General features: G+C 60.1%; 17 protein-coding genes. 9 read left to right on the top strand and 8 right to left on the bottom strand.

Annotated elements, in window-relative coordinates; translation table 11 throughout:
- From JQ635_RS26265 to JQ635_RS26245, 5 genes are all read left to right on the top strand, one after another.
- A complete protein-coding gene (locus tag JQ635_RS26265) occupies nt 1–720 on the top strand; it encodes a branched-chain amino acid ABC transporter ATP-binding protein (RefSeq protein ID WP_211412796.1) in 720 nt (239 codons plus the stop codon).
- Between the two features lie 33 nt (nt 721–753).
- Nucleotides 754–1,743 (top strand): acetamidase/formamidase family protein, encoded by a 990-nt coding sequence (locus JQ635_RS26260; protein WP_211412677.1) that lies wholly within the window; start codon nt 754–756, stop codon nt 1,741–1,743.
- A gap of 13 nt (nt 1,744–1,756) precedes the next feature.
- Complete coding sequence (locus JQ635_RS26255) at nt 1,757–3,490, top strand: nitrilase-related carbon-nitrogen hydrolase (protein ID WP_211412676.1); 1,734 nt, start codon at nt 1,757–1,759, stop codon at nt 3,488–3,490.
- 21 nt (nt 3,491–3,511) lie between these two features.
- Complete coding sequence (locus JQ635_RS26250) at nt 3,512–4,273, top strand: SDR family NAD(P)-dependent oxidoreductase (protein WP_211412675.1); 762 nt, start codon at nt 3,512–3,514, stop codon at nt 4,271–4,273.
- 263 nt (nt 4,274–4,536) lie between these two features.
- A complete protein-coding gene (locus JQ635_RS26245) occupies nt 4,537–4,980 on the top strand; it encodes a cupin domain-containing protein (protein WP_433996577.1) in 444 nt (147 codons plus the stop codon).
- A 112-nt stretch (nt 4,981–5,092) separates the two neighbouring features.
- Here JQ635_RS26245 and JQ635_RS26240 read toward each other — a convergent pair whose 3' ends face one another.
- From JQ635_RS26240 to JQ635_RS26215, 6 genes are all read right to left on the bottom strand, one after another.
- Nucleotides 5,093–5,368, bottom strand: a complete 276-nt coding sequence (locus tag JQ635_RS26240; protein ID WP_246583775.1) for a hypothetical protein — start codon at nt 5,366–5,368, stop codon at nt 5,093–5,095.
- Nucleotides 5,369–5,424: 56 nt separating this feature from the next.
- Nucleotides 5,425–6,018, bottom strand: coding sequence for a DsrE family protein (locus JQ635_RS26235; protein ID WP_211412673.1), 594 nt, complete (start codon nt 6,016–6,018; stop codon nt 5,425–5,427).
- 37 nt (nt 6,019–6,055) lie between these two features.
- Nucleotides 6,056–6,676: a hypothetical protein gene (locus tag JQ635_RS26230; RefSeq protein WP_211412672.1), complete on the bottom strand. Its 621-nt coding sequence runs from the start codon at nt 6,674–6,676 to the stop codon at nt 6,056–6,058.
- Nucleotides 6,673–7,716: a TAXI family TRAP transporter solute-binding subunit gene (locus JQ635_RS26225; protein ID WP_211412671.1), complete on the bottom strand. Its 1,044-nt coding sequence runs from the start codon at nt 7,714–7,716 to the stop codon at nt 6,673–6,675. Before JQ635_RS26225 ends, JQ635_RS26230 begins: the two co-directional genes overlap by 4 nt.
- A gap of 42 nt (nt 7,717–7,758) precedes the next feature.
- Nucleotides 7,759–9,663: a hypothetical protein gene (locus JQ635_RS26220; RefSeq protein WP_246583774.1), complete on the bottom strand. Its 1,905-nt coding sequence runs from the start codon at nt 9,661–9,663 to the stop codon at nt 7,759–7,761.
- A gap of 418 nt (nt 9,664–10,081) precedes the next feature.
- Nucleotides 10,082–10,348: a hypothetical protein gene (locus tag JQ635_RS26215; RefSeq protein ID WP_246583773.1), complete on the bottom strand. Its 267-nt coding sequence runs from the start codon at nt 10,346–10,348 to the stop codon at nt 10,082–10,084.
- 216 nt (nt 10,349–10,564) lie between these two features.
- On the opposite strand from JQ635_RS26215, the gene JQ635_RS26210 reads away from it, so the two are divergent.
- The gene (locus JQ635_RS26210) at nt 10,565–10,990 is read left to right on the top strand and encodes a VanZ family protein (protein WP_211412669.1); all 426 of its coding nucleotides are present in this window, start codon (nt 10,565–10,567) and stop codon (nt 10,988–10,990) included.
- A gap of 525 nt (nt 10,991–11,515) precedes the next feature.
- Here the strand turns inward: JQ635_RS26210 and galE are convergent.
- Both galE and JQ635_RS26200 read right to left on the bottom strand, forming a co-directional pair.
- Complete coding sequence (gene galE / locus JQ635_RS26205; protein WP_211412668.1) at nt 11,516–12,574, bottom strand: UDP-glucose 4-epimerase GalE; 1,059 nt, start codon at nt 12,572–12,574, stop codon at nt 11,516–11,518.
- A 223-nt stretch (nt 12,575–12,797) separates the two neighbouring features.
- Nucleotides 12,798–14,240: a polysaccharide biosynthesis/export family protein gene (locus tag JQ635_RS26200; protein WP_211412667.1), complete on the bottom strand. Its 1,443-nt coding sequence runs from the start codon at nt 14,238–14,240 to the stop codon at nt 12,798–12,800.
- Nucleotides 14,241–14,539: 299 nt separating this feature from the next.
- Between JQ635_RS26200 and JQ635_RS26195 the strand changes: the two genes are divergently transcribed.
- From JQ635_RS26195 to JQ635_RS26185, 3 genes are all read left to right on the top strand, one after another.
- Nucleotides 14,540–16,027, top strand: coding sequence for an undecaprenyl-phosphate glucose phosphotransferase (locus JQ635_RS26195; RefSeq protein ID WP_211412666.1), 1,488 nt, complete (start codon nt 14,540–14,542; stop codon nt 16,025–16,027).
- A 118-nt stretch (nt 16,028–16,145) separates the two neighbouring features.
- The gene (locus tag JQ635_RS26190; RefSeq protein ID WP_211412665.1) at nt 16,146–17,300 is read left to right on the top strand and encodes a hypothetical protein; all 1,155 of its coding nucleotides are present in this window, start codon (nt 16,146–16,148) and stop codon (nt 17,298–17,300) included.
- Nucleotides 17,301–17,472: 172 nt separating this feature from the next.
- Nucleotides 17,473–18,597, top strand: a complete 1,125-nt coding sequence (locus JQ635_RS26185; protein WP_211412664.1) for a hypothetical protein — start codon at nt 17,473–17,475, stop codon at nt 18,595–18,597.
- The last annotated feature ends 9 nt before the right edge of the window (nt 18,598–18,606 follow it).

Here is an 18,606-nt window from a genome sequence, read left to right as displayed (position 1 = left end):
ATGCCGCGCAAGGAAGTGATCCTGTCGACGCTGGCCTTGCGCGCCGGCTATGGCGGAAAGCCGGTGCTCCAGGGCCTCGAGATCGAGGTGCGGGAAGGCGAGATCGTCGCCGTCATCGGCCGCAACGGCGTCGGCAAGTCGACGCTCATGAAGAGCCTGATCGGGCTCGTGCCGGCGATGGGCGGCTCGATCGTCTATCGCGGCGAAGCCGTGGAATCCTTACCCGCGCACAAGCGGGCGCGTCTCGGCATGGGCTATGTGCCGCAAGGGCGCGACGTGTTTCCGCGCCTGACCGTCGGCGAGAACGTCGCGGTCGGCGCGGCGATCAAGGGCGGCGGCATTCCCGAGGCAGGCCGGCGCAAGATCATCGAGGCCTTTCCGATCCTCGAAGAGCGCTGGCATCAGCGCGCCGGTACCATGTCCGGCGGCCAGCAGCAGCAGCTCGCAATCGGGCGGGTCCTGATCGCCGACCCCAATCTGATCCTGCTCGACGAGCCCTCGGAGGGCATCCAGCCCAACATCGTCCAGGACATCGCGCGCAACATGGTCGAGCTCAACCGCAGGACCGGCGTGACCATCATCCTCGTCGAGCAGAACCTCGACATGATCCGCGCCATGGCGCAGCGCTGCTACGTCATGGACAAGGGCCGGATCGTCGCAAACCTCGATCGCGCGGCGCTCGACGACGCAGCCGAGATGCGCGGTCATCTCGCGGTTTGAAGATTGACGCCAACGACAGAAGGAGAAAAGCAAATGTCCTGGCAGAAAGACTCCATCATGGCTCGCAAGGGCGTCGCCAAAGGCGAGCGCGGCACGACGTACACCATCGCCGAGAGCGAGCAGGGCAAGTACCATTATGTTTACGGGCCCTATGTGAAGCCGGTGCTGACCGTCGATCCCGGCGCGGTGGTCTCCGCCGAGACCCATGACGCGTTCGAGGGCGCGATCAAGAAGGAGACCGACAGCCCGTCGAAGATTCTCAACTTCCCGTTCCTCAATCCGCAGAACGGGCCGATCCACGTCAACGGCGCCGAGAAGGGCGATACGCTCGCTGTCTATATCGAGAGTATCGTGCCGCGCGGACCGCAGCCCTGCGGCACCACCGTGGTGATGCCTGATTTCGGCGGCCTGGTCTCGACCGGGCAGACCGCGCTGCTCAACCCGGCGCTGCCGGAGCGGGTCAAGAAGCTCGAGATCGACGCCAAGACCGGCACAAAGTGGAACGACAAGATCACGCTGCCCTATGAGCCCTTCATTGGCACCATCGGCACCTCGCCGGAGATCGAGGCGATCTCCTCGCTCGTTCCCGACTATTACGGCGGCAACATGGACCTGCCGGATGTCGGCGTTGGCGCTGTCATCTATCTGCCGGTCAACACCAAAGGCGCGCTGCTCTATCTCGGCGATTGTCATGCCGCGCAGGGTGATGGCGAGCTCTGCGGCGTCGCCATCGAGCATCCGACCGTGACCACGGTGCAGGTCGACCTCATCAAGAACTGGACCATCGCCTGGCCGCGGCTGGAAACGAAGGACTTCATCATGACCATCGGCTCGGCGCGGCCGATGGAGGATGCGGCCCGCATCGCCTATCGCGAGCTCTGCCGCTGGATGGCGGCCGACTACGGCTTCGACGAGATCGATGCCTATATGCTGCTGACCCAGGCCGGCCGTGTCAGGCTCGGCAACATGGTCGATCCCAAATACACGTTGGGCGCCTCCATCAAGAAGTCCTATCTCGGTTGAGGCGGGCCGGGTCATGTCCACCATACACAAGGTCGCCGCTGTCCAGTTCGAGCCGACCATGTTCGAGAAGGCGCGCAACATCGCGCGCCTGCTCGAGCTCTGCGAGCAGGCGGCGGCGGCCGGTGCAAAGCTGATCGTCACACCGGAGATGGGAACGACCGGCTATTGCTGGTTCGACCGGGCCGAGGTTGCGCCGTTCGTCGAGAGCATCCCGGGACCGACCACGAGCCGGTTTGCGGCGCTGGCGCGCAAACATGACTGCTACATCGTGGTTGGCATGCCCGAGGTCGACGATGAAAACATCTACTTCAACACCGCCGTCCTGATCGGGCCTGACGGCATCGTCGGCCGCCACCGCAAGACGCATCCCTATATCTCCGAGCCGAAATGGGCGGCGGCGGGTGACCTGCATAACCAGGTGTTCGAGACTCCGATCGGGCGCATCGCGCTGCTGATCTGCATGGATATTCACTTCGTGGAGACCGCGCGGCTGATGGCGCTCGGCGGCGCCGACGTCATCTGCCACATCTCGAACTGGCTGGCGGAGCGCACGCCGGCGCCTTACTGGATCAGCCGCGCCTTCGAGAACGGCTGCTACGTCATCGAAAGCAACCGGTGGGGGCTCGAACGCACGGTGCAGTTCAGCGGCGGGAGCTGCGTGATCGCGCCGGACGGGCAGGTGATCGCAGTGCTCGACAAGGGCGACGGCGTGCTGCTCTCGGAAATCGATCTCGACGCCGCGCGGGCGCGCCGCGTGCTTGGCGAAGCCGTTTTCGCGCAGCGCCGGCCGGAGCTCTATCCGGAACTCTTGACCGACACGTTCAGCTGGAACCCGCGTGATTTCTTCGGTCTCTATGGTCATGAGCCGTGGCCGGCCGGAAAGACATCGCAGGTCAGTGTCGCGCAATTTGCACCTCGCGAAGACGTCGATCAGAATCTAAGCGAGATCGCGGCACTCGCGCGCAAGGCCCGTGCGGAAGGTGCGGATCTCGTCGTGTTCCCGGAGCTCGCGGTGACCGGTCTCGGCAATCCCGCACGAACGACGCAGCCAATACCTGGCCCGGCGACCGATCGCCTCGAGGAACTCGCCGCGGAGCTGGGTCTCTATCTCGTCTGCGGCCTTGCGGAGCGTGCCGGCGACACGCTCTACAATAGCGCCTGCCTTGTCACGCCCGATGGGGACATCTCGGTCTATCGCAAGACGCATCTCATCGAAGACGAACGAAGCTGGGCGACGGCCGGAGCAGGCTGGACCGTCGTCGACACGCCGGTCGGCCGCATCGGGCTGTTGATCGGTCACGACGCCTCGTTTCCGGAGGCGGGCCGGGTGCTGGCGCTGCGCGGCTGCGATCTCATCGCCTGTCCTGCCGCGATCAAGGGACGCTTCAGTTCGTCGCATGCCGGCACGGAGGTCGAACAGCCGAAGCCGATTCCGACCGGCCTGGATCCGCATCACTGGCATCATCTCCGCGTTCGCGCGGGCGAAAACAATCTGTTCTTCGCCTTCGCCAATGTCGTCGATCCCAAGCGTGGCTATCCCGGGCTGAGCGGCGTATTCGGGCCTGACACGTTCGCGTTTCCGCGACGGGAGGCGATCGCGGCCGGCGGCACGGGGCTTGCGACCGCTTTGGTCGACACCACCAATCTCGACAGCATCTATCCGACCAATGTGGTGCGCCGAAAGGATCTGGTGTCGATGCGCATGCCGCACAGCTATCGCGGATTGGTCAAGGTGAAGAACTACTGAACCAAGAAAAGGAGGCCGACCATGGATTTGGGACTTAAGGGCGCCAAGGTTCTCGTTACCGGAAGCACCAAGGGAATCGGCCGCGCGATCGCCGAGACATTTGCCGCCGAGGGCGCCGATGTCGGTGTGTGCTCGCGCAATCTGGCCGAGGTCGAAAGCGCGGTCGCTGCGCTCAAGGCCAAGGGCGTCGCAGCCTATGGCGGTGCGGTGGACGTCGCCGACGCGGCCGTCCTGAACGCCTGGGTCGGCGATATGGCGGCAAAGCTCGGCGGCATCGACGTCGTCGTCGCCAATGTCAGCGCACTCGCGATCGGACAGGATGACGAAAGCTGGCAGAAGGAGTTCTCGACCGACATGATGGGCACGGTGCGGCTGGTGAATGCAGCCATGCCGTATCTGGAGAAGAGCAAGGCCGGTGCGATCGTCACCATCTCCAGCGTCTCCGGTCGCGAGGTCGACTTCGCCGCCGGTCCCTACGGCACCTTCAAGGCGGCGATCATCCACTACACGCAAGGGCTCGCTAATCAGCTTGCGGGAAAGGGCATCCGCGCCAATTCGGTCTCGCCGGGCAATACCTATTTCGAGGGGGGCGTCTGGAACATGATCAAGGACAACAACCCCGAGCTCTACAAGACCGCGCTGGCGCTCAATCCGACGGGACGGATGGGCACACCGCAGGAGATGGCCAACGCGGTGGTGTTCCTCGCGAGCCGGGCGGCAAGCTTCATCACTGGGACGAACCTCGTTGTTGATGGCGCATTGACGCGCGGCGTCCAATTCTGACGAGGGCGCGATCAGGGCACGCAGGATTTTACCAGGACACAGCACCATCCGGGAGAGTCGCGGAGCTCTCGATCGCTAAAAGGCCGCGCAAAACATCATCCGTGAACCTGCCGGGCGGAGGTACCTCATAATGGTGCGCAACGACCGGGGGAGTGCGACAAGGCGGCATCTTCACGGGCTTCGACGGAAGCCGGAATATGCCGAGGTAGGCAGGAGATGGGGTCGAATACTTATCAAACAATGCGATTGATGCATTCGAGGCGTTGATGCGCGAACTTGTTGAAGCGGCGTATTGCGAGATGGTAAATCTGAAGCCTGCTCCGATAGAGCCGTCGTGGATCATTGAAGGCAATCCGGAAGCTCGTTCGCACCTTGTGTCGACGAGCGCATGTAAGACTGCCTGGACCATGATTTGGTCCTGCACCCAGGGCAGGTTCAACTGGCATTACCATTTCGACGAGACCGTCGTGATCCTCGAAGGAGGAATTGTGCTCGAGGTCAATGGTGCACCGCCGGCGCGTTATGGTGCCGGGGACGTGATCTTGTTCCGCACCGGTGCGCATGCCAAGTGGCACATCGAAGATCGTGTGAAGAAGGTCGCCTTCTGCCGGTTGAATAATCCGGCTCCGTTGGGCCTTGCCATCCGTGCTGCCAACAAGCTCAAGTCACTGATGCCCGGCCAACCTGCGGCGTCGCGACTTAGTTGACGGGATGCAGGGTAATTGCCGGACATGAAAAGAGTAGTCGTTCTATGCGGGCCTCACTTCTCTCGATCGAATTTGGAACGACCCTCGATTCCGATCCGACCTCGACCATCCATCAATCCGGTTTCACCGGGTCGATGTCGTCATCGATCGCGGCCACATAGTTCACGTGCAGAGTGATTGGAACCTTCGATCCGTCCAGAACCACACGCAGGCTTCTCGGATAAAATCCGCCGCCGATGACGCGTCCGGTCTTTCCAGACAGGCGAGTACCTGCTTCAGGCTTTACCTGAACGCGTGAGCCCGGGGGAAAACCGAGATTGGTGCAGGCTGATTCCGGCATGACTTTCCCGGCAGTGAATGAGACGGTGCTCGACGCCGCGAATTTCAAATGAAATGCTCTTGGACGCGGCGATGGCGGCCGACGTCATTGCCGCGACCCAGCTGCTACGGCTTGACGTAGGTCCAGCCCATCTCTTGCAACTCCATCACGCGCACGACGCCGGATTTCACGATCTCCGCCTGACGCACGATCGGTATGTCCTTGTTCTCGGCCTTCTTCATTTTCTCCTGGGTGTTGCCGCAGGCCTTGAACGAAACCTCAGGCGTGCTCAGAGCCATTTCCTCGATGCGCGCTTTGACCGGCGATGTGTCTTCACGCAGCATGTGCAGCCCGGGTCCAAACGTGACGACCTCGATCTTCACCTTCTCGCCTGCGTCCTTGTAGTATTGCGCCACGTTGACCGCGTTGTTGAGCGCGAGATTCATCGCCGGGGCGTCATTGGCGTTTACTTGCAGGATCAAATGATGCTCTTTCTCCTTTGAGGCGGCCGAAGCCTTCGTAGGGACAAGCGCGGCCTGCTTCCGCTTCGCCGGCATCGCTACGTGTTGTCTCGCGTGCGCTGCCTTATGCTGGACGGATTGCCCGTCTGCCGGCGTCCAGTATCTTCCGCCCTGTTCTGCGACCGCAAACGATGCAGAAGTCAGAACAGAAATCGCTGCCATCGCGAACACTTTGCCAATATGTTGGAACGTCATCATTATTCACCTCCGTTGAAGAAAACAGGTTTGCATCCCGTCAATGGCCTGGTGTCGCGATCGCGCGCGGCCATTTGCACGCCGCTGCTATCTTCGTGCGTGCTTCGTCCAACCCAGCGAGGGAGAACGTGCCGTCATGGGCGGCGCCGCCCCGTTTTGAGAGCAGGACAATAAGAGTCCCGCTGTCTGGAAGTGACTGCAGCAAGCGAACAACGTCCCCGGTAAACGCGACGCCGGGCCCGAACGTCGGGACGGCTGCCGCAACTTGCACCGCCGGGTTATCATTGATGCGATAGGAAATTGCATCGTCACCGCCTCCGCGGGAGATGCCGGGGCCCGTGAGCACCAAATCGGTCCGGCCGCTGCGGCAGCGAATCGATAATTGCATCGCGGACTCGCCGGCTCCGCCGCGTGACGAGGTCGTGGCGGTCGCGATCGGAGAGTAGTCTATCGGCGAGGTCGTCTGGCTGACGATCCAGCCGTCTTCGGGGGACTGACGATGCTGGGGCGCCACGGTGCGGGTCAATTTGTCCAGGCACTCGAGGCGCTCCGTGTGCTGCCTCTGAAGGCAGGAGCGTAGCTGTGTCGTCAAATCCTGGGCTGGCGCTATGCCGCCTGCAACTCCAAGCGCTATGGGAAGCAGGATCGCGGCGCGGTTCATTGCGATGCTTGTGTTGCGCGGTGCTGACGATCCAGCCACGCCTGCGCCGCTGGGACGCGCACGAGACCGGGAACCGTCGCAGCAAGATTGATGGATTTCCACTTCGGGTCGAAACCGGGAGCCTGCAGCCTGTCGATCCGGGAGAACAGGTGTTCGATGAAGCGTGAGACGCGCTCGGAGCGATTTGACTTAACCGGCCAATTGAAGGCGACCAGAGCGGTCGGCACGGCGATCGTCGAAATCCGTTCGCCCGGCTTGATCAGATTGGGATAGTCGGCTTCACCGAGGGAGGCGGGAAGATAGTAGTCCTCGAACCGGCCGTCGTAGGGGAGGGACAGGAACTTGAAACCCTGCTCCCAGCGGCCTCGGACGAAAGCATCCACCGGCTTCGATGTAATGAAGACAACCGCTGCAATCTCGCCCTTGCGCATCTGCTCGAGCGCGACCTGGTGCGGGATGAACGTTTTTTCCACCTCGAGCTTGAGGCGGCTAAAGATCAGCGGGCCCGAATAGGCCGCAGCGGTGCCCTGTGTATTGAAGTTGACCTTCTTGCCGGAGAGATCGCTCAAGCTCTGGATCTCCGGTCGAACGAAGATATGCAGCTCGGACGGGAACAGATTCAGGACATACGCAATTCGTTGCTGGATGTCCGGCACCTGGCTTTTGTATTCTTCGAGCGCGTCGGAATTGATGATTGCCGCATCTATGCCGCGTAAATAGAGCAGGGAATTCACGTTTTCAGTAGCTCCGCGAGTGACGACCGGTAGAACGTGCAGGTTATCCCCGTCGTCGACCACACGTGCGATCTCCGCCGCCAGTCGGATCGGCGCACCTTCGAGCAGGCCTCCGGCCAGGCCGACAGTCCAGGCGTTCATGGAGAGCACCTCAGGTCTCGGTTGCGAAGGCGCGGGCCGAACCGGCCGAGCATGGTGGGGTTGCGAATTCAACGGCCGCGCGTCCGCCCAGGGCTGAATGGCCATGAGCGACGATGCGAACGCCGCAAGCAAGGCCAGCCGGCGGAATCCTGTGAACCCTATCATCGACGAACTCCTTTACTCACGCTGCATCCGTGTTCGGGCTCTCTATCGGCGCAACGCTTCGAATCGCGCTTTCGCTTCCTTGATTCCCCCAGCTTCGGCTCGCGCATAAAGATCTTGCGCTTTAGCGGAATCGCCTTGCGTTCCGTACGTTCCGAAATTTGGCAGGATCAGCGGATCGTAGGTTTCCGCGAGCGCGAAGCTTGCTTTCGCGCTCCCCATCTCAGCGGCGCGCTCCAGCACGATGCGCGCAGAACCGATGTCTCCCTGTTCAAGTAGCGCGCTGGCGCGCGCGATTAGTTTCTCCACTTGCACGCTGTCGTTGAACCGGACCTGAGCATCGCCCCGGCTGCGCGCCGCTATGGCTTTGTCTTGGACGGGTCTGTCTCCGACCGATTTGTGTTGGATGAGCTTGTCCTGGACGGGGCCGTCTTGCACAGGCCGACTTTGGATTGGCCGGGCCGGCGCCGACGGCGGCTCCTCGCGCAGGGCCTTGCCGGTGGTAGCCGGCGGAGATGCAGCAAAGGGAGTTTTCGCCGCAAGCGCGCCGTTATCTCGACGCGCCAATACGAGATCCCTTTCCAATCCCTCCGCGCGCTCGCGCTCACGCTGCAACAAGCTCCGCAGCTCAGCCGATTCACGCTCTCCGGCCTGCTTGATCCGTGCGACGTCCTCGCTCGCCTTGGACACCCGTTCGGTCTGCGCGTCGAGCTCGCGGTTTGCTTTCGCAAAGTCCCGGGCCAGCTGCTCAGCCCGCTCGCGCTCCCGCTGCTGTGCTTCCTCCAACGAGGCCGTATTGCTCGCCGCCGTCTGTCTGAGCTGTGCCGCTTCCTCGCTCGCTTTGGCCGCTTGAGCTTCGTATGCGTAGATCTTGCTGCGAGCGATCGAGAGATCCTGCGCCAGCGCATCGGCTCTCTCTTGCTCCTTCTGGATCGATCGCCTCTGCTCTGCGGCCTCGGCTTTTGCTGCTCGCGTCAGTCTGGCGACCTCGTCACCCGCCCTTGCGGCCAGCGCCGCCTGCTCATCGATATCTCGGCGCGCGGCCACCAGCGCCTGCTCCAGCTGCCCGGCCCGATCGCGCTCTTGTTGCGGGGAATTCCGCAGCTCCGCCGCGCCGTCCTCTTCTGCCGCTTTCAGTAGGTACGAGCCGTCGCTGGCTCTCGCTGACGGCGCGGTTTGCGCCTGATATGCATAAATTGCGCTTAGCGACAGGGAGAGATCCTGCGCAAGCTGGGCGGACGTTTCGCGCTCCTTCTGCATCGGTTGCGTTGAATCCGCGGCACTGGCCTCCGCCGCCCGACTTCGCTGCGCGACTTCCTCGTTTGCCTTTGCCAGCAACGTAGCCTGGGTCTCGACGTGTTGTTGCGCAGCTGCGAGGTCCTGCTCCAGCCGGGCCGACCGCTCGCGCTCCTCCTGCAGCGACGCCTGCAACTCAGCCGGGCCACTCTCGCCTGCTCGAGTCGGCTGGGAAGCCTCCTTCAGTCGGGAAGCTTCCTCGACGGCCTTTGCCACCAACGCCTTTTGAGTTTCGAACTCGCGCCGCGCTGCATCAAGATCATGCGCGAGCCGCTCGGCCCTCCCGTGTTCCTGCTCGAAATATTGCAGCAACGCGATGTCGCGCCTTGCAAGGGCAAGTTCGCAAGATAGCGACTCTGCCCAGCCGCGTTGCTGTTCCGGAGGTTGCTGCAGGGCGTCGGTGTCGCTGGTTGTCGCTTGCGCAATCTGTCTCGATTTCTCGCTTCCGCCCTGGCGTGACAGCGGGGTCTCGAACTCGTCAGGACCGAGATCGCGCGCAATCGTCGCCCGCAGCGCGTCTGCGAGATGCCTCGCCTGACGCGGGGAAGCCATCGTTTCCGAGACCCATGTCATAGCGAGCATAGCCGCTGCCATACACAGGGATGCACATTGTCCCTGCGTAGGAAAGATCTTCACCACCTTATCGTTGAACATGATCGTACGACTCATCTGCAAACAGCTGTCGCGTGGCGATACGATTTCGCTCAGATGACTATTATGCCCTCCATCCGCACGCGAATCATATAGCTCGCATGGATGACGCTCCCCCGCCACTTTTGGGTTAGACGTCAGATCGTGTCCGATCATCGATGGGGTGAACTGCCCTGAGTTCCTTCTCGTGTATCTGTATGGAATTGATCGGCAACGAACGCTGTCGGGCTCGGCGTCTTCGCGGTCCTAGCGCGCTGGAGCTTGGGGCCGTCCATTCCAGCGCCTGCCGTTCAGGACGTGCCAGCAACAAAGAACCGCAAGTGCGGTTCTACCGCGGCCGGACGGCAACGCGGAGCCTGCACGACAGGTTGCTACTGCCTTCCGAAACAAGCGGGGCGGCGATTCCTCGGTGCAACTACAATCAACCGCGCTGGAAATCTCGCGTTTGCTGCTTGAAGAAGGGCAGCAACTTCTCGAATATCTCATCCCGATGCCTGTCGATCTCGCGGGTGAGTGCGTCGCTAAAGCCAGGCGCATGGGTATGGATTGTTTCCCGGTCAGCTGAAACTTTCGTCGGCGTTCCTTCGAGGTTGACCCAACCGCTCAGGGCCTTGCCGTCCCATTCGATGATCTGCGTGCGACTAATCGACAAACTGGCCCCCGCGTTCCCCTGGATTGCCACTGCCATTGCAACTCTGATCCCGAGGAAGGCAGCTATTGTTGCGGGAAGCAGTCCTTTCAACAATTGCCATGGATGGGTACTCCCTATGCGAGGCAGCCTGTACGAAGCGGTGTTTGAAATTTTATGTCGAGCGTTCAATGATGTTTTCGCGCGTGGCGTAGGAAAGGTAGTCGCTAAGGGCACCATGAGTGTTGATGTTGCTTTTGCCGTGGGTGGCAGAACATGCTCTTGAAATCAAGTCTCGAAAATGGAGCGCCGGCTGAGGCTATAAATCGAGGCGCTTCAAGGGGGCGTATCGCGTTTCTTCGGCTCGTGGCGTGGCTGCTCGCGGTCGCTGTCACTGTCGTAACGCTCGGACCTCAGGGCGTTCGGCCTGCCCCCGTTCTCGGACAGCAGGGCGATCACACGCTCGCCTTCCTTTTGGTCGGATTTCTCTTTGCCCGAGCCTATCCGCAACGGAGTTGGACGTCTTTATCGGTTGCGGTCGTCCTGATCGGCCTGCTTGAGATTATGCAACTATGGGTGCCGGGACGACACGCGAGGTTTGAGGATTTTGTGGTCGATGCGCTCTCGGCACTCGTTGGCTTCGCGCTGTCCGCCGCGACTGACCGGATGATGGTTCATCTCGCGAAGAGGCCGAAGCGTTGACACGCCAACGTCCTTGTAATCAGCGGATCTGTCGTCCCCAAGCTCCATGCGGAAGCGCGTGCCGGCGGGCGGTTCGCAGTCGAATCGTAGTGCAAATTATCGGCGGAACTGTCCGAGGAGAACGCGTAACATGCTATCGAGCTCAGTGCATTGGTGCCCGGACGCGCCTCCGCTTGGAGCGGTGCTGCGGATCGTCTAATTTGAGCTCGGCGACCAGTCGCCAAAGCTGGACCTCGTGACCGTCCGCCAACTGCCCGGCTCGCTTGGTCGCGGACGCGTCATCTGGGCTTTGAAGGTTGACCACGCTCCCCAACTGGCCATGTTCATCCAGAACGTATGCACGATAATGTGGCATCATCTCCAATCCCCATGCGCGACAGCATCTTAGCCGTACGCCTGCTCCGCGGCACGGAGATTTAGGGTCATTACGAGCTACCTCTGATGGGCGGCATGCTTACTGCCGAGGCTTGCCCCGAGTTCTAGCCATGCGGTTAGTCCCTCCGTCAACACCTTGGGCGGGCGCACTCAGCTATGACGGCGGAGATACCTCGACCGCTCTCGAATCTTCGAGAACTCGCTGTCACCATAACCGTTGGGGTTCTGCAGCTGCCAACGCCAATGGTCCGCACACATCTGCTGCAACGACCGCGCAGACATCCAGCCCAGCGCGACCTTCGCAAAAGTCGGGTCGGCATAACAGGCCGCGACATCACCGACCCGTCGCTCCCCAATTTCATAGGGGATTGACCGCCCGCTCGCTTCTTCGAATGTGCGAACGACGTCCAGAACGCTGGTGCCGCTGCCCGTCCCAAGATTGACCGTGAGCAGACCGGGATGTCTGGGCTGGCGCAAGGCACTCAAATGCCCGGCTGCGAGATCGACCACATGAATGAAGTCGCGGATGCAGGTGCCATCAGGCGTGTCATAGTCGTTTCCCAAAATCCGCAACTTCTCCTGGCGTCCAATCGCCACCTGCGCGACAAACGGTAGCAGGTTATTCGGAGTGCCCAGCGGATCTTCTCCGATGAGCCCGCTTTCGTGCGCGCCAACCGGGTTGAAGTAGCGGAAATTGCTGATCCGCCAGCTGTCGTCGGACCTGTAAAGGTCCGTCAGCATCTCTTCGATAGTCAGCTTTGTGCGGCCGTACGGATTGGTCGGACGCAGGGGATGCTTCTCGTCGAGCGGCAGATATTTGGGGATTCCGTAAACGGTCGCGGACGAGCTGAAGATGAGCGCCTTTACATTCGCCCTTTTCATGGCCGACACGAGCCGCATCGTTCCCAGGACGTTGTTCTCGTAATACGTCATGGGCTGGACGGTGGAATCGCCGACGGCCTTCAGGCCTGCGAGGTGAATGACCGCAGTCACTCCGCAGGTACGAAGCACGTCGTAGATCAACTCTTCATTTCTGATGTCGGCGTGCCGAAAGACGAGGGAGCGTCCGCAGATGAACTGCACTCGCTCGAGCGAGACCCGGTTGCTATTGGAAAGATTGTCGATGGCGACGACGTCGAACCCAGCGTCCAGTAGTGCGACACAGACGTGGGACCCGATATAGCCGGCACCTCCGGTCACCAAGATCATTTCAGGCACCTTCCGCTTTCGTTCAATCGGTCGCTGTCCACTGTGCACGCCACTCTCCTTACAAGTGGCACCACCGAGAGCGGCGATTTGGGGCTCTAGGAACTACCTCTGATTGGATCAGGCACTTCGTTCAGCGTCATCGGCTTCCGAAAATCGGCTTGCGGGCCGTCCAACCCTAAGCGCCCGGAGTATCGGGTCGCCTCACCGATCGGACTGACCAGTTTCATTTCCGCCCGGGGGGCGGCGAGTTGTCCGCGTGAGAGTACGAGGTCACACCGCTCGCGGCCGCATCGCCTGCTGCCGGCTGCAACGAGTCAACCGCGGTCACGATGCGACCTGTGGCGCCTGGCGTGTCCAAATTGCTTAGCTTACGGGAAGGTGCCTCAAGACCATCCTCGTACCGCAGGGTGACCTCGATGGAATCCCCGGGCTGCAATTCTGTGTCTTCGTTCGCAGTCATCCGTTCAGGCGCTTTTTCGCCTTTCCTGATGATGGCGATGCTCGGCTTGCTGCCGCCTCCCCCAGCGAGTTGCGATCGAACCATCGCAGTATACTGAAGTTTTTCGCCGACGCTCTGCAGCCTCTCGCGAATTTGGTTAAGCCTCAGGCTCGTGTCCTGTAGCTCGCGAAATAGATCGAGCCGCCGTTGATCATCGAGCTTTGTCAGCTTTCTGACGAGTTCGTCCTGCTGCTTCTTGACCTGCATCAGTTGCGCGGAAGTCTGCAGCTTCCTGGTTGAGGACAATAAAACGGCGCGGCGCGCATCCGAAAGGCGAGGGCTGGTCAAGTTTCCCCTGGCGAATAGTTCTTGTGCCTTTTGCAGCTCCTCCAGGTCCGACTGAAATCCCTCTTCCTCTCTCTTTTGTTGCTCAGACAGTACGCGTACCTCCTCGTCCGCTTGTCGCACGCCTCGCTCAAGAAATGACTTTTCCTGCTGATGATCCTTCTGCTTGACCTTCAAGTATTCCGCTTCTGCATTTACGATTTCTGAAATCGCCGACCGAGCCAGGGGAACGTCGGTCAGTGCAACTGGGCTGATCTGAGCGGCCTCGCCGAGTTCGCTCTTGATACGCCACATATGAGACTGTTCCTTGGCGAACTCGGTCCAAAGCGATCCATATTCGCTTCTCAGATCGGCTGACTCGAGATAGGGATTGTTCATCTTGATCCGCATGACGTCGTAGCCGCCCGCGATGGCGACAAGCTGGCGCGCGGTCATGGACGGTCGATAAGTGTATTCTCCCGGCTTGGAAACGTCCCCGTTTACGTATACCGGCCTGTATTCGGCGACCGTGGTCGTGATTCCATCTGCGTCTATGACGACGACAACCTCGCGGCCATCTGGCGTCCTCTGTCGAAAGACCTTGCTTGTCAGTGCGGCGCCGATTTTGACTCGAATCTGCTGCACCGGTAGGCCCGCAACCTGGAGCAGTCCGACAAGCGGCAAGGAGATATTGCCGTCCATCTGGACTGGAGCCCGATGCCGTAGCTCGGGGACGCCCGCGACCGTAACCTCAAGGACATCGCCAACGCTCACTCGATATTCGGCTTTCGCATGAGCCGAAACCATCAGACTGACGGCGATCAAGCTGCTCCCAATGTATCGATTGCGTCTGTGGCCAAACATAGCGACAGCGAAACGATTGTGCGGTGTGGAGCTCAGCATGGCAGCAACTTTCCAAACGGACATGCAACAACGTCGTTCAAATCGATCTATGGCGACGACGCTGCATCACCACCACCGGGGCCATCGCTCCAAGGGACCGCCTGGAAGCTAACGTCTCCTCGGCGCGGCCGGGTCGTCCAGCACCTCATGCTTGATCGATCTGTGCTTGCAATCTAGCCCCGCGTCGCCGCTGCTCAATCGACCATCGTGGTTACTCCACTCTACCCACTTATTGCCAATCCCTGCCTGTAACCGAATGCTACTGTTCTTGCCGGTCGGCGGACTGGCTGGAGCTTCCGGTGAGTTATGCTTTTACCAATTCGCCCGCTCCTGCGAAGCGTCAGGCACATTCGGTCGCTGGAAGCAATGCAGTTGCAGCGGGCGCCCAAAAGAACCGTCTTTTCGGCATGGTCGTCCTGGCGGCGAGTGCCGAACTCGTAGTCGTGGCTATTGCCGCCTATTCCGCGGCTGCTCTCTATCATCGGCTGGTCCTGTTCGACCCCCCAGAGGCCTCCAAATACATCCTGCAATCAATCTTCATTTCCGTGCTGCAGCTGCTCGTCTCCGTAGGGTTGCGCCAATATTCGCGAATCCAGACGCAACCCCGGCACGTATTCCTATGGAGTGGCGCCAGCTCCGTATTCTTCGTATTTTCTCTCTTCATCTCGACCATATTCCTTCTCAAGATCTCGGACGGGTTTTCGCGCGCCACCGTCATTGCCCAGGCAGCAAGCGTTCTTCTCGCAGTACTCTGCACACGGACAGTATGGTTTTCTCTTTTGCAGCCTGCCATTGCATCGGGGCTAATAGAGGCCAGGCGCATCATTCTTATCGGAGACTCGTCCCACTGCTCGGATTTCTCTGCTCGCGTGTTCGGCAGCGGAATTAGGACGATTCGTTCGTTTGAATTCCCGGCGGTTGGCCTGAACTCTTCGACGATGCTGTCTGCCGGGGAAGCGTTTCCTCATGCGCATCAACTGGTCTCGGCTTGCCGACCGCTCCGAGCGGACGACATTGTCATTCTAAGTTCGGAGGCCGACGTCCCGGCTGCCCTTGTGTTGGCCGAGGCCCTGTCCGAGCTGCCGCTCGACGTCCACGTCGTTCCGGTCGGTGCCATTGATCTGATGGCGATGTCGCGGATCACCCAATTCGGCAACACGGTGACGATGCGGATATTCCAGTGTCCCCTCACTCAGTTCAACCGGGCGGTCAAGCGAGCGTTCGACGTTGTCACTTCTATTGCAGGGCTCGTTTTGGCCTGTCCTGTCTTCGTTATCATTCCCATTCTAATCAAGCTGGACTCCCGTGGGCCGGTGCTGTTTCGCCAGACGCGACATGGCTACAACACTGAGCCCATTCGCGTGTTGAAATTCAGATCAATGATCGTGATGGAGGACGGGGACAATTTCAGCCCCGCCGTCAGAGGCGACGAACGTGTAACCCGAGTTGGCCGCTTCTTGCGCCGCACCAATCTCGATGAACTTCCGCAGCTGTTCAACGTGCTCATCGGCGATATGTCCCTCGTTGGGCCCCGTCCGCACGCGACCTCGCAGAACGAGGAGTTTGCCCGGCTCATTGGGTCGTTCCACCGCCGTCACAACGTCAAGCCCGGCATTACCGGTTGGGCGCAGGTCAATGGATATCGCGGCAACGTCGATACCCTGGAGAAGATGCGGCGGCGTGTCGAGTACGATCTCTTCTACATCGACAACTGGTCGCTTCTCCTCGACGTCAAGATCGTCATCCTGACCTTGTTCTCGAGAAAGGTGTATCGGAATGCTTACTAGCTTTCGTCACCTTCAACTCAGTAGCGGACGGAACGAAGTAGTTTACCCGCAGTCGTGTCGCCCTTCCGGTAAATTGCGTTCCGACTTGGGTAAGGCCTAACAGCGCGGGTACAAAGACATGCCACAGACGCATAGAGCGGATAGTTCGACCTCGGAAGAATTCCGTTCGCCGGTCGAGTCTCTGGCGGCCGCTATGGCTTTCGTACGGCGGCACCTCTGGATCATGTCGCTGGCGTTTTTGGTTACGGTTGGCGGTGCTGCGTTCTACCTCGCCAGCGCAGCGCGGACCTACACGGCCACTTCTAAGCTCGTCATAGATGCGAAGGCGCCCCCGATTGACGCTGCGTCTGCGTCAACGATGGTCGAAAGCCAGATCGCTATCATAAAATCCGAGGGACTGGCACGAGTAGTCATGAGGAAATTGAGCCTGGTCGAGGATGCCGAGTTTGGCGCGCCATCCGGCGGGTTGCGCGGCACGGTGAAATCGACACTGCGATCGTTCGGTTTCATCGAACCGGAGACGGAATTTGACGTGATGCGCCGAGCTCTGCGGTCGTTCGACCGCAAGCTCTCGGCTAAGCGCGTCGGTCTTACCTACATTATCGAGATCACGTTCGACTCAGCGGATCCCGAGCGAGCTGCAAGAATTCTAAACACCGTTGCAGAGACTCATATTGCGGCTCAAATGGAGGCGAAATTCAAGTCGGGTTTGGGCGAAGAAAAATGGGTCAAGGATCGGATGGCCGAACTAAGCACCAAGGCGTCAGTCGCCCAGAACGCGGTGATGAAATATCAAACTGGTGCCGTAGGTAAGTCACCATCGCAATCCCCGGATAATGCGCTGGCCAATCTCCACGAACTGGAAGCCGCCGCAGAAACCTCCACCAAGGCTTACGAGAGCTTTGTCCGGATGCTCCGCTACATGGAAGCACAACAGCAATCCTCCAACATCGAAGCGCATTTGTTGATCGAGGCGTCTCGCCCCTTGGACGCCAGCTCGCCGAAGCCGCTTATCGTGCTTGGAATAGCGATCGCCGGAGGGGGGCTATTTGGCATCGCGCTTGGAATGCTGCGCGATCTACTTTTTCGAGGCATCCTCATCGGCGGAGACGAGACCGTGGCGTCATCCGGGGGGCCTTGTGAACCGACGCAACTGGCTGTGCTCAATCAGGACTATCCGTCGGCTGTCTTGTCGCGATTTCGACAGCAAGCGCCGCGGGACGTGTCCGGAACAGCAGGAGCCCAGGGCGGTATGAGGCGCCCGGACGCCTAGTTGGTGTTTGAGGATCGCTATCCAATATGTTTCGACCAGGCCCAACAATCAACGGGGAGTGACAACTCTGAGAGTCCTAATTGTTTGCGGACCACTCCTCCACGGAATGAGTGCCAGGGCCGTTCAAAACCGACGGTTGGCCAGAACTCTTGCCGCGGTCAATGGAAACATTGTGTCCGTTCTTTCCCTTGATAGCGAGGCGGGCGGAAGGCCGGACCGTTCGGAATTGCCCGACGAGATAGAAGTGGTGCGGTTGGCTCCCCCGAGCGCGATCCAAGGCATCGTTCGGAAGCTGAACTTGGTGCATTCGACGATTGTCAACAGGGTCGCCACGGAGTTCGTCAGCAACTTCGTTTACCCAAAATCGAATTTTCTGATAGGCGCTCTTCGCCGTCGGGTCGCAGAATTCCACCCCGAACTCGCAATATTCATTGCGCAACCGTTTTTTGTACCGCTGCTCGGACTGAAGCTGGAATCCCTAGATGAGATTCGAAAGATCGCGTTCTTCTCGGATCCCTGGCCATATCGGGGTCTACCTTCGCCTTACGACAGGTACGCTTTTCCTTTGGCGGGCAACTACAACAGGAAGTTGATCTCGCGGGTCTACGCGAATTTTGATCGCGTCATATACACGAACTCGTCCGCCGTGGAGTTTATGCTCAATCATTATCCGGAACTCGAGCGAAACTCCAACAAGTTGGCTGTAGCGGCGCATCTCGCAGATGAGTTGATTGAGATTCCGTCTAAAGAAGTAGTGGATCGCGTCCGATCGTCCGTGGTTCATCTCGGTGATTTGTCCAAGGAACGATTCTCGCCGCAGCTAAGGGAGGCGATGGCCCAGTGTATTCACTCGCACGGAATATCGTTCACGTTCATCGGCAGCGTTTGCGAAAGGCTAAGGCAAGGCGTCGAGAGCGGTGACTTCGGGAACGGCGTGTGTCTTTTGGGGTCTTTGCCCGACAAGTTCAGCAGGTACATTGCGAGCCGGGCACTGGCGAATCTCATCGTTGAAGCCGACATCAAGGATAGCCCGTACCTTCCCAGTAAGCTTACGGATGTTTTGACAAGTTCTGATCGTTGGGTGTTCGTTTCGGGCACGCGGAGGCAGCCCGGCATCGGCATCACGTCCGAGCGGGCCGCAAAAGGAACGTGCGTTCCGCACGATAGCGCCGCGATAGTCGATGCATTGCTCGCCGTTACCCGCTCGCATTCCATCAACGTCGATCGTTGCGTCGGCTCGTTGCGTGTCGGGGCGATTGAACGAAATCGAAGCTTGGCGACAAAGTATCTGGAGTAGCAGCACAAC

This window comes from Bradyrhizobium iriomotense (assembly GCF_018130765.1).
In the GTDB taxonomy this organism is placed as follows: Bacteria; Pseudomonadota; Alphaproteobacteria; order Rhizobiales; family Xanthobacteraceae; genus Bradyrhizobium; species Bradyrhizobium iriomotense_A.
Note: the sequence above shows the minus strand (reverse complement) of the source record. Positions and strands in the feature narration are given on the sequence as shown.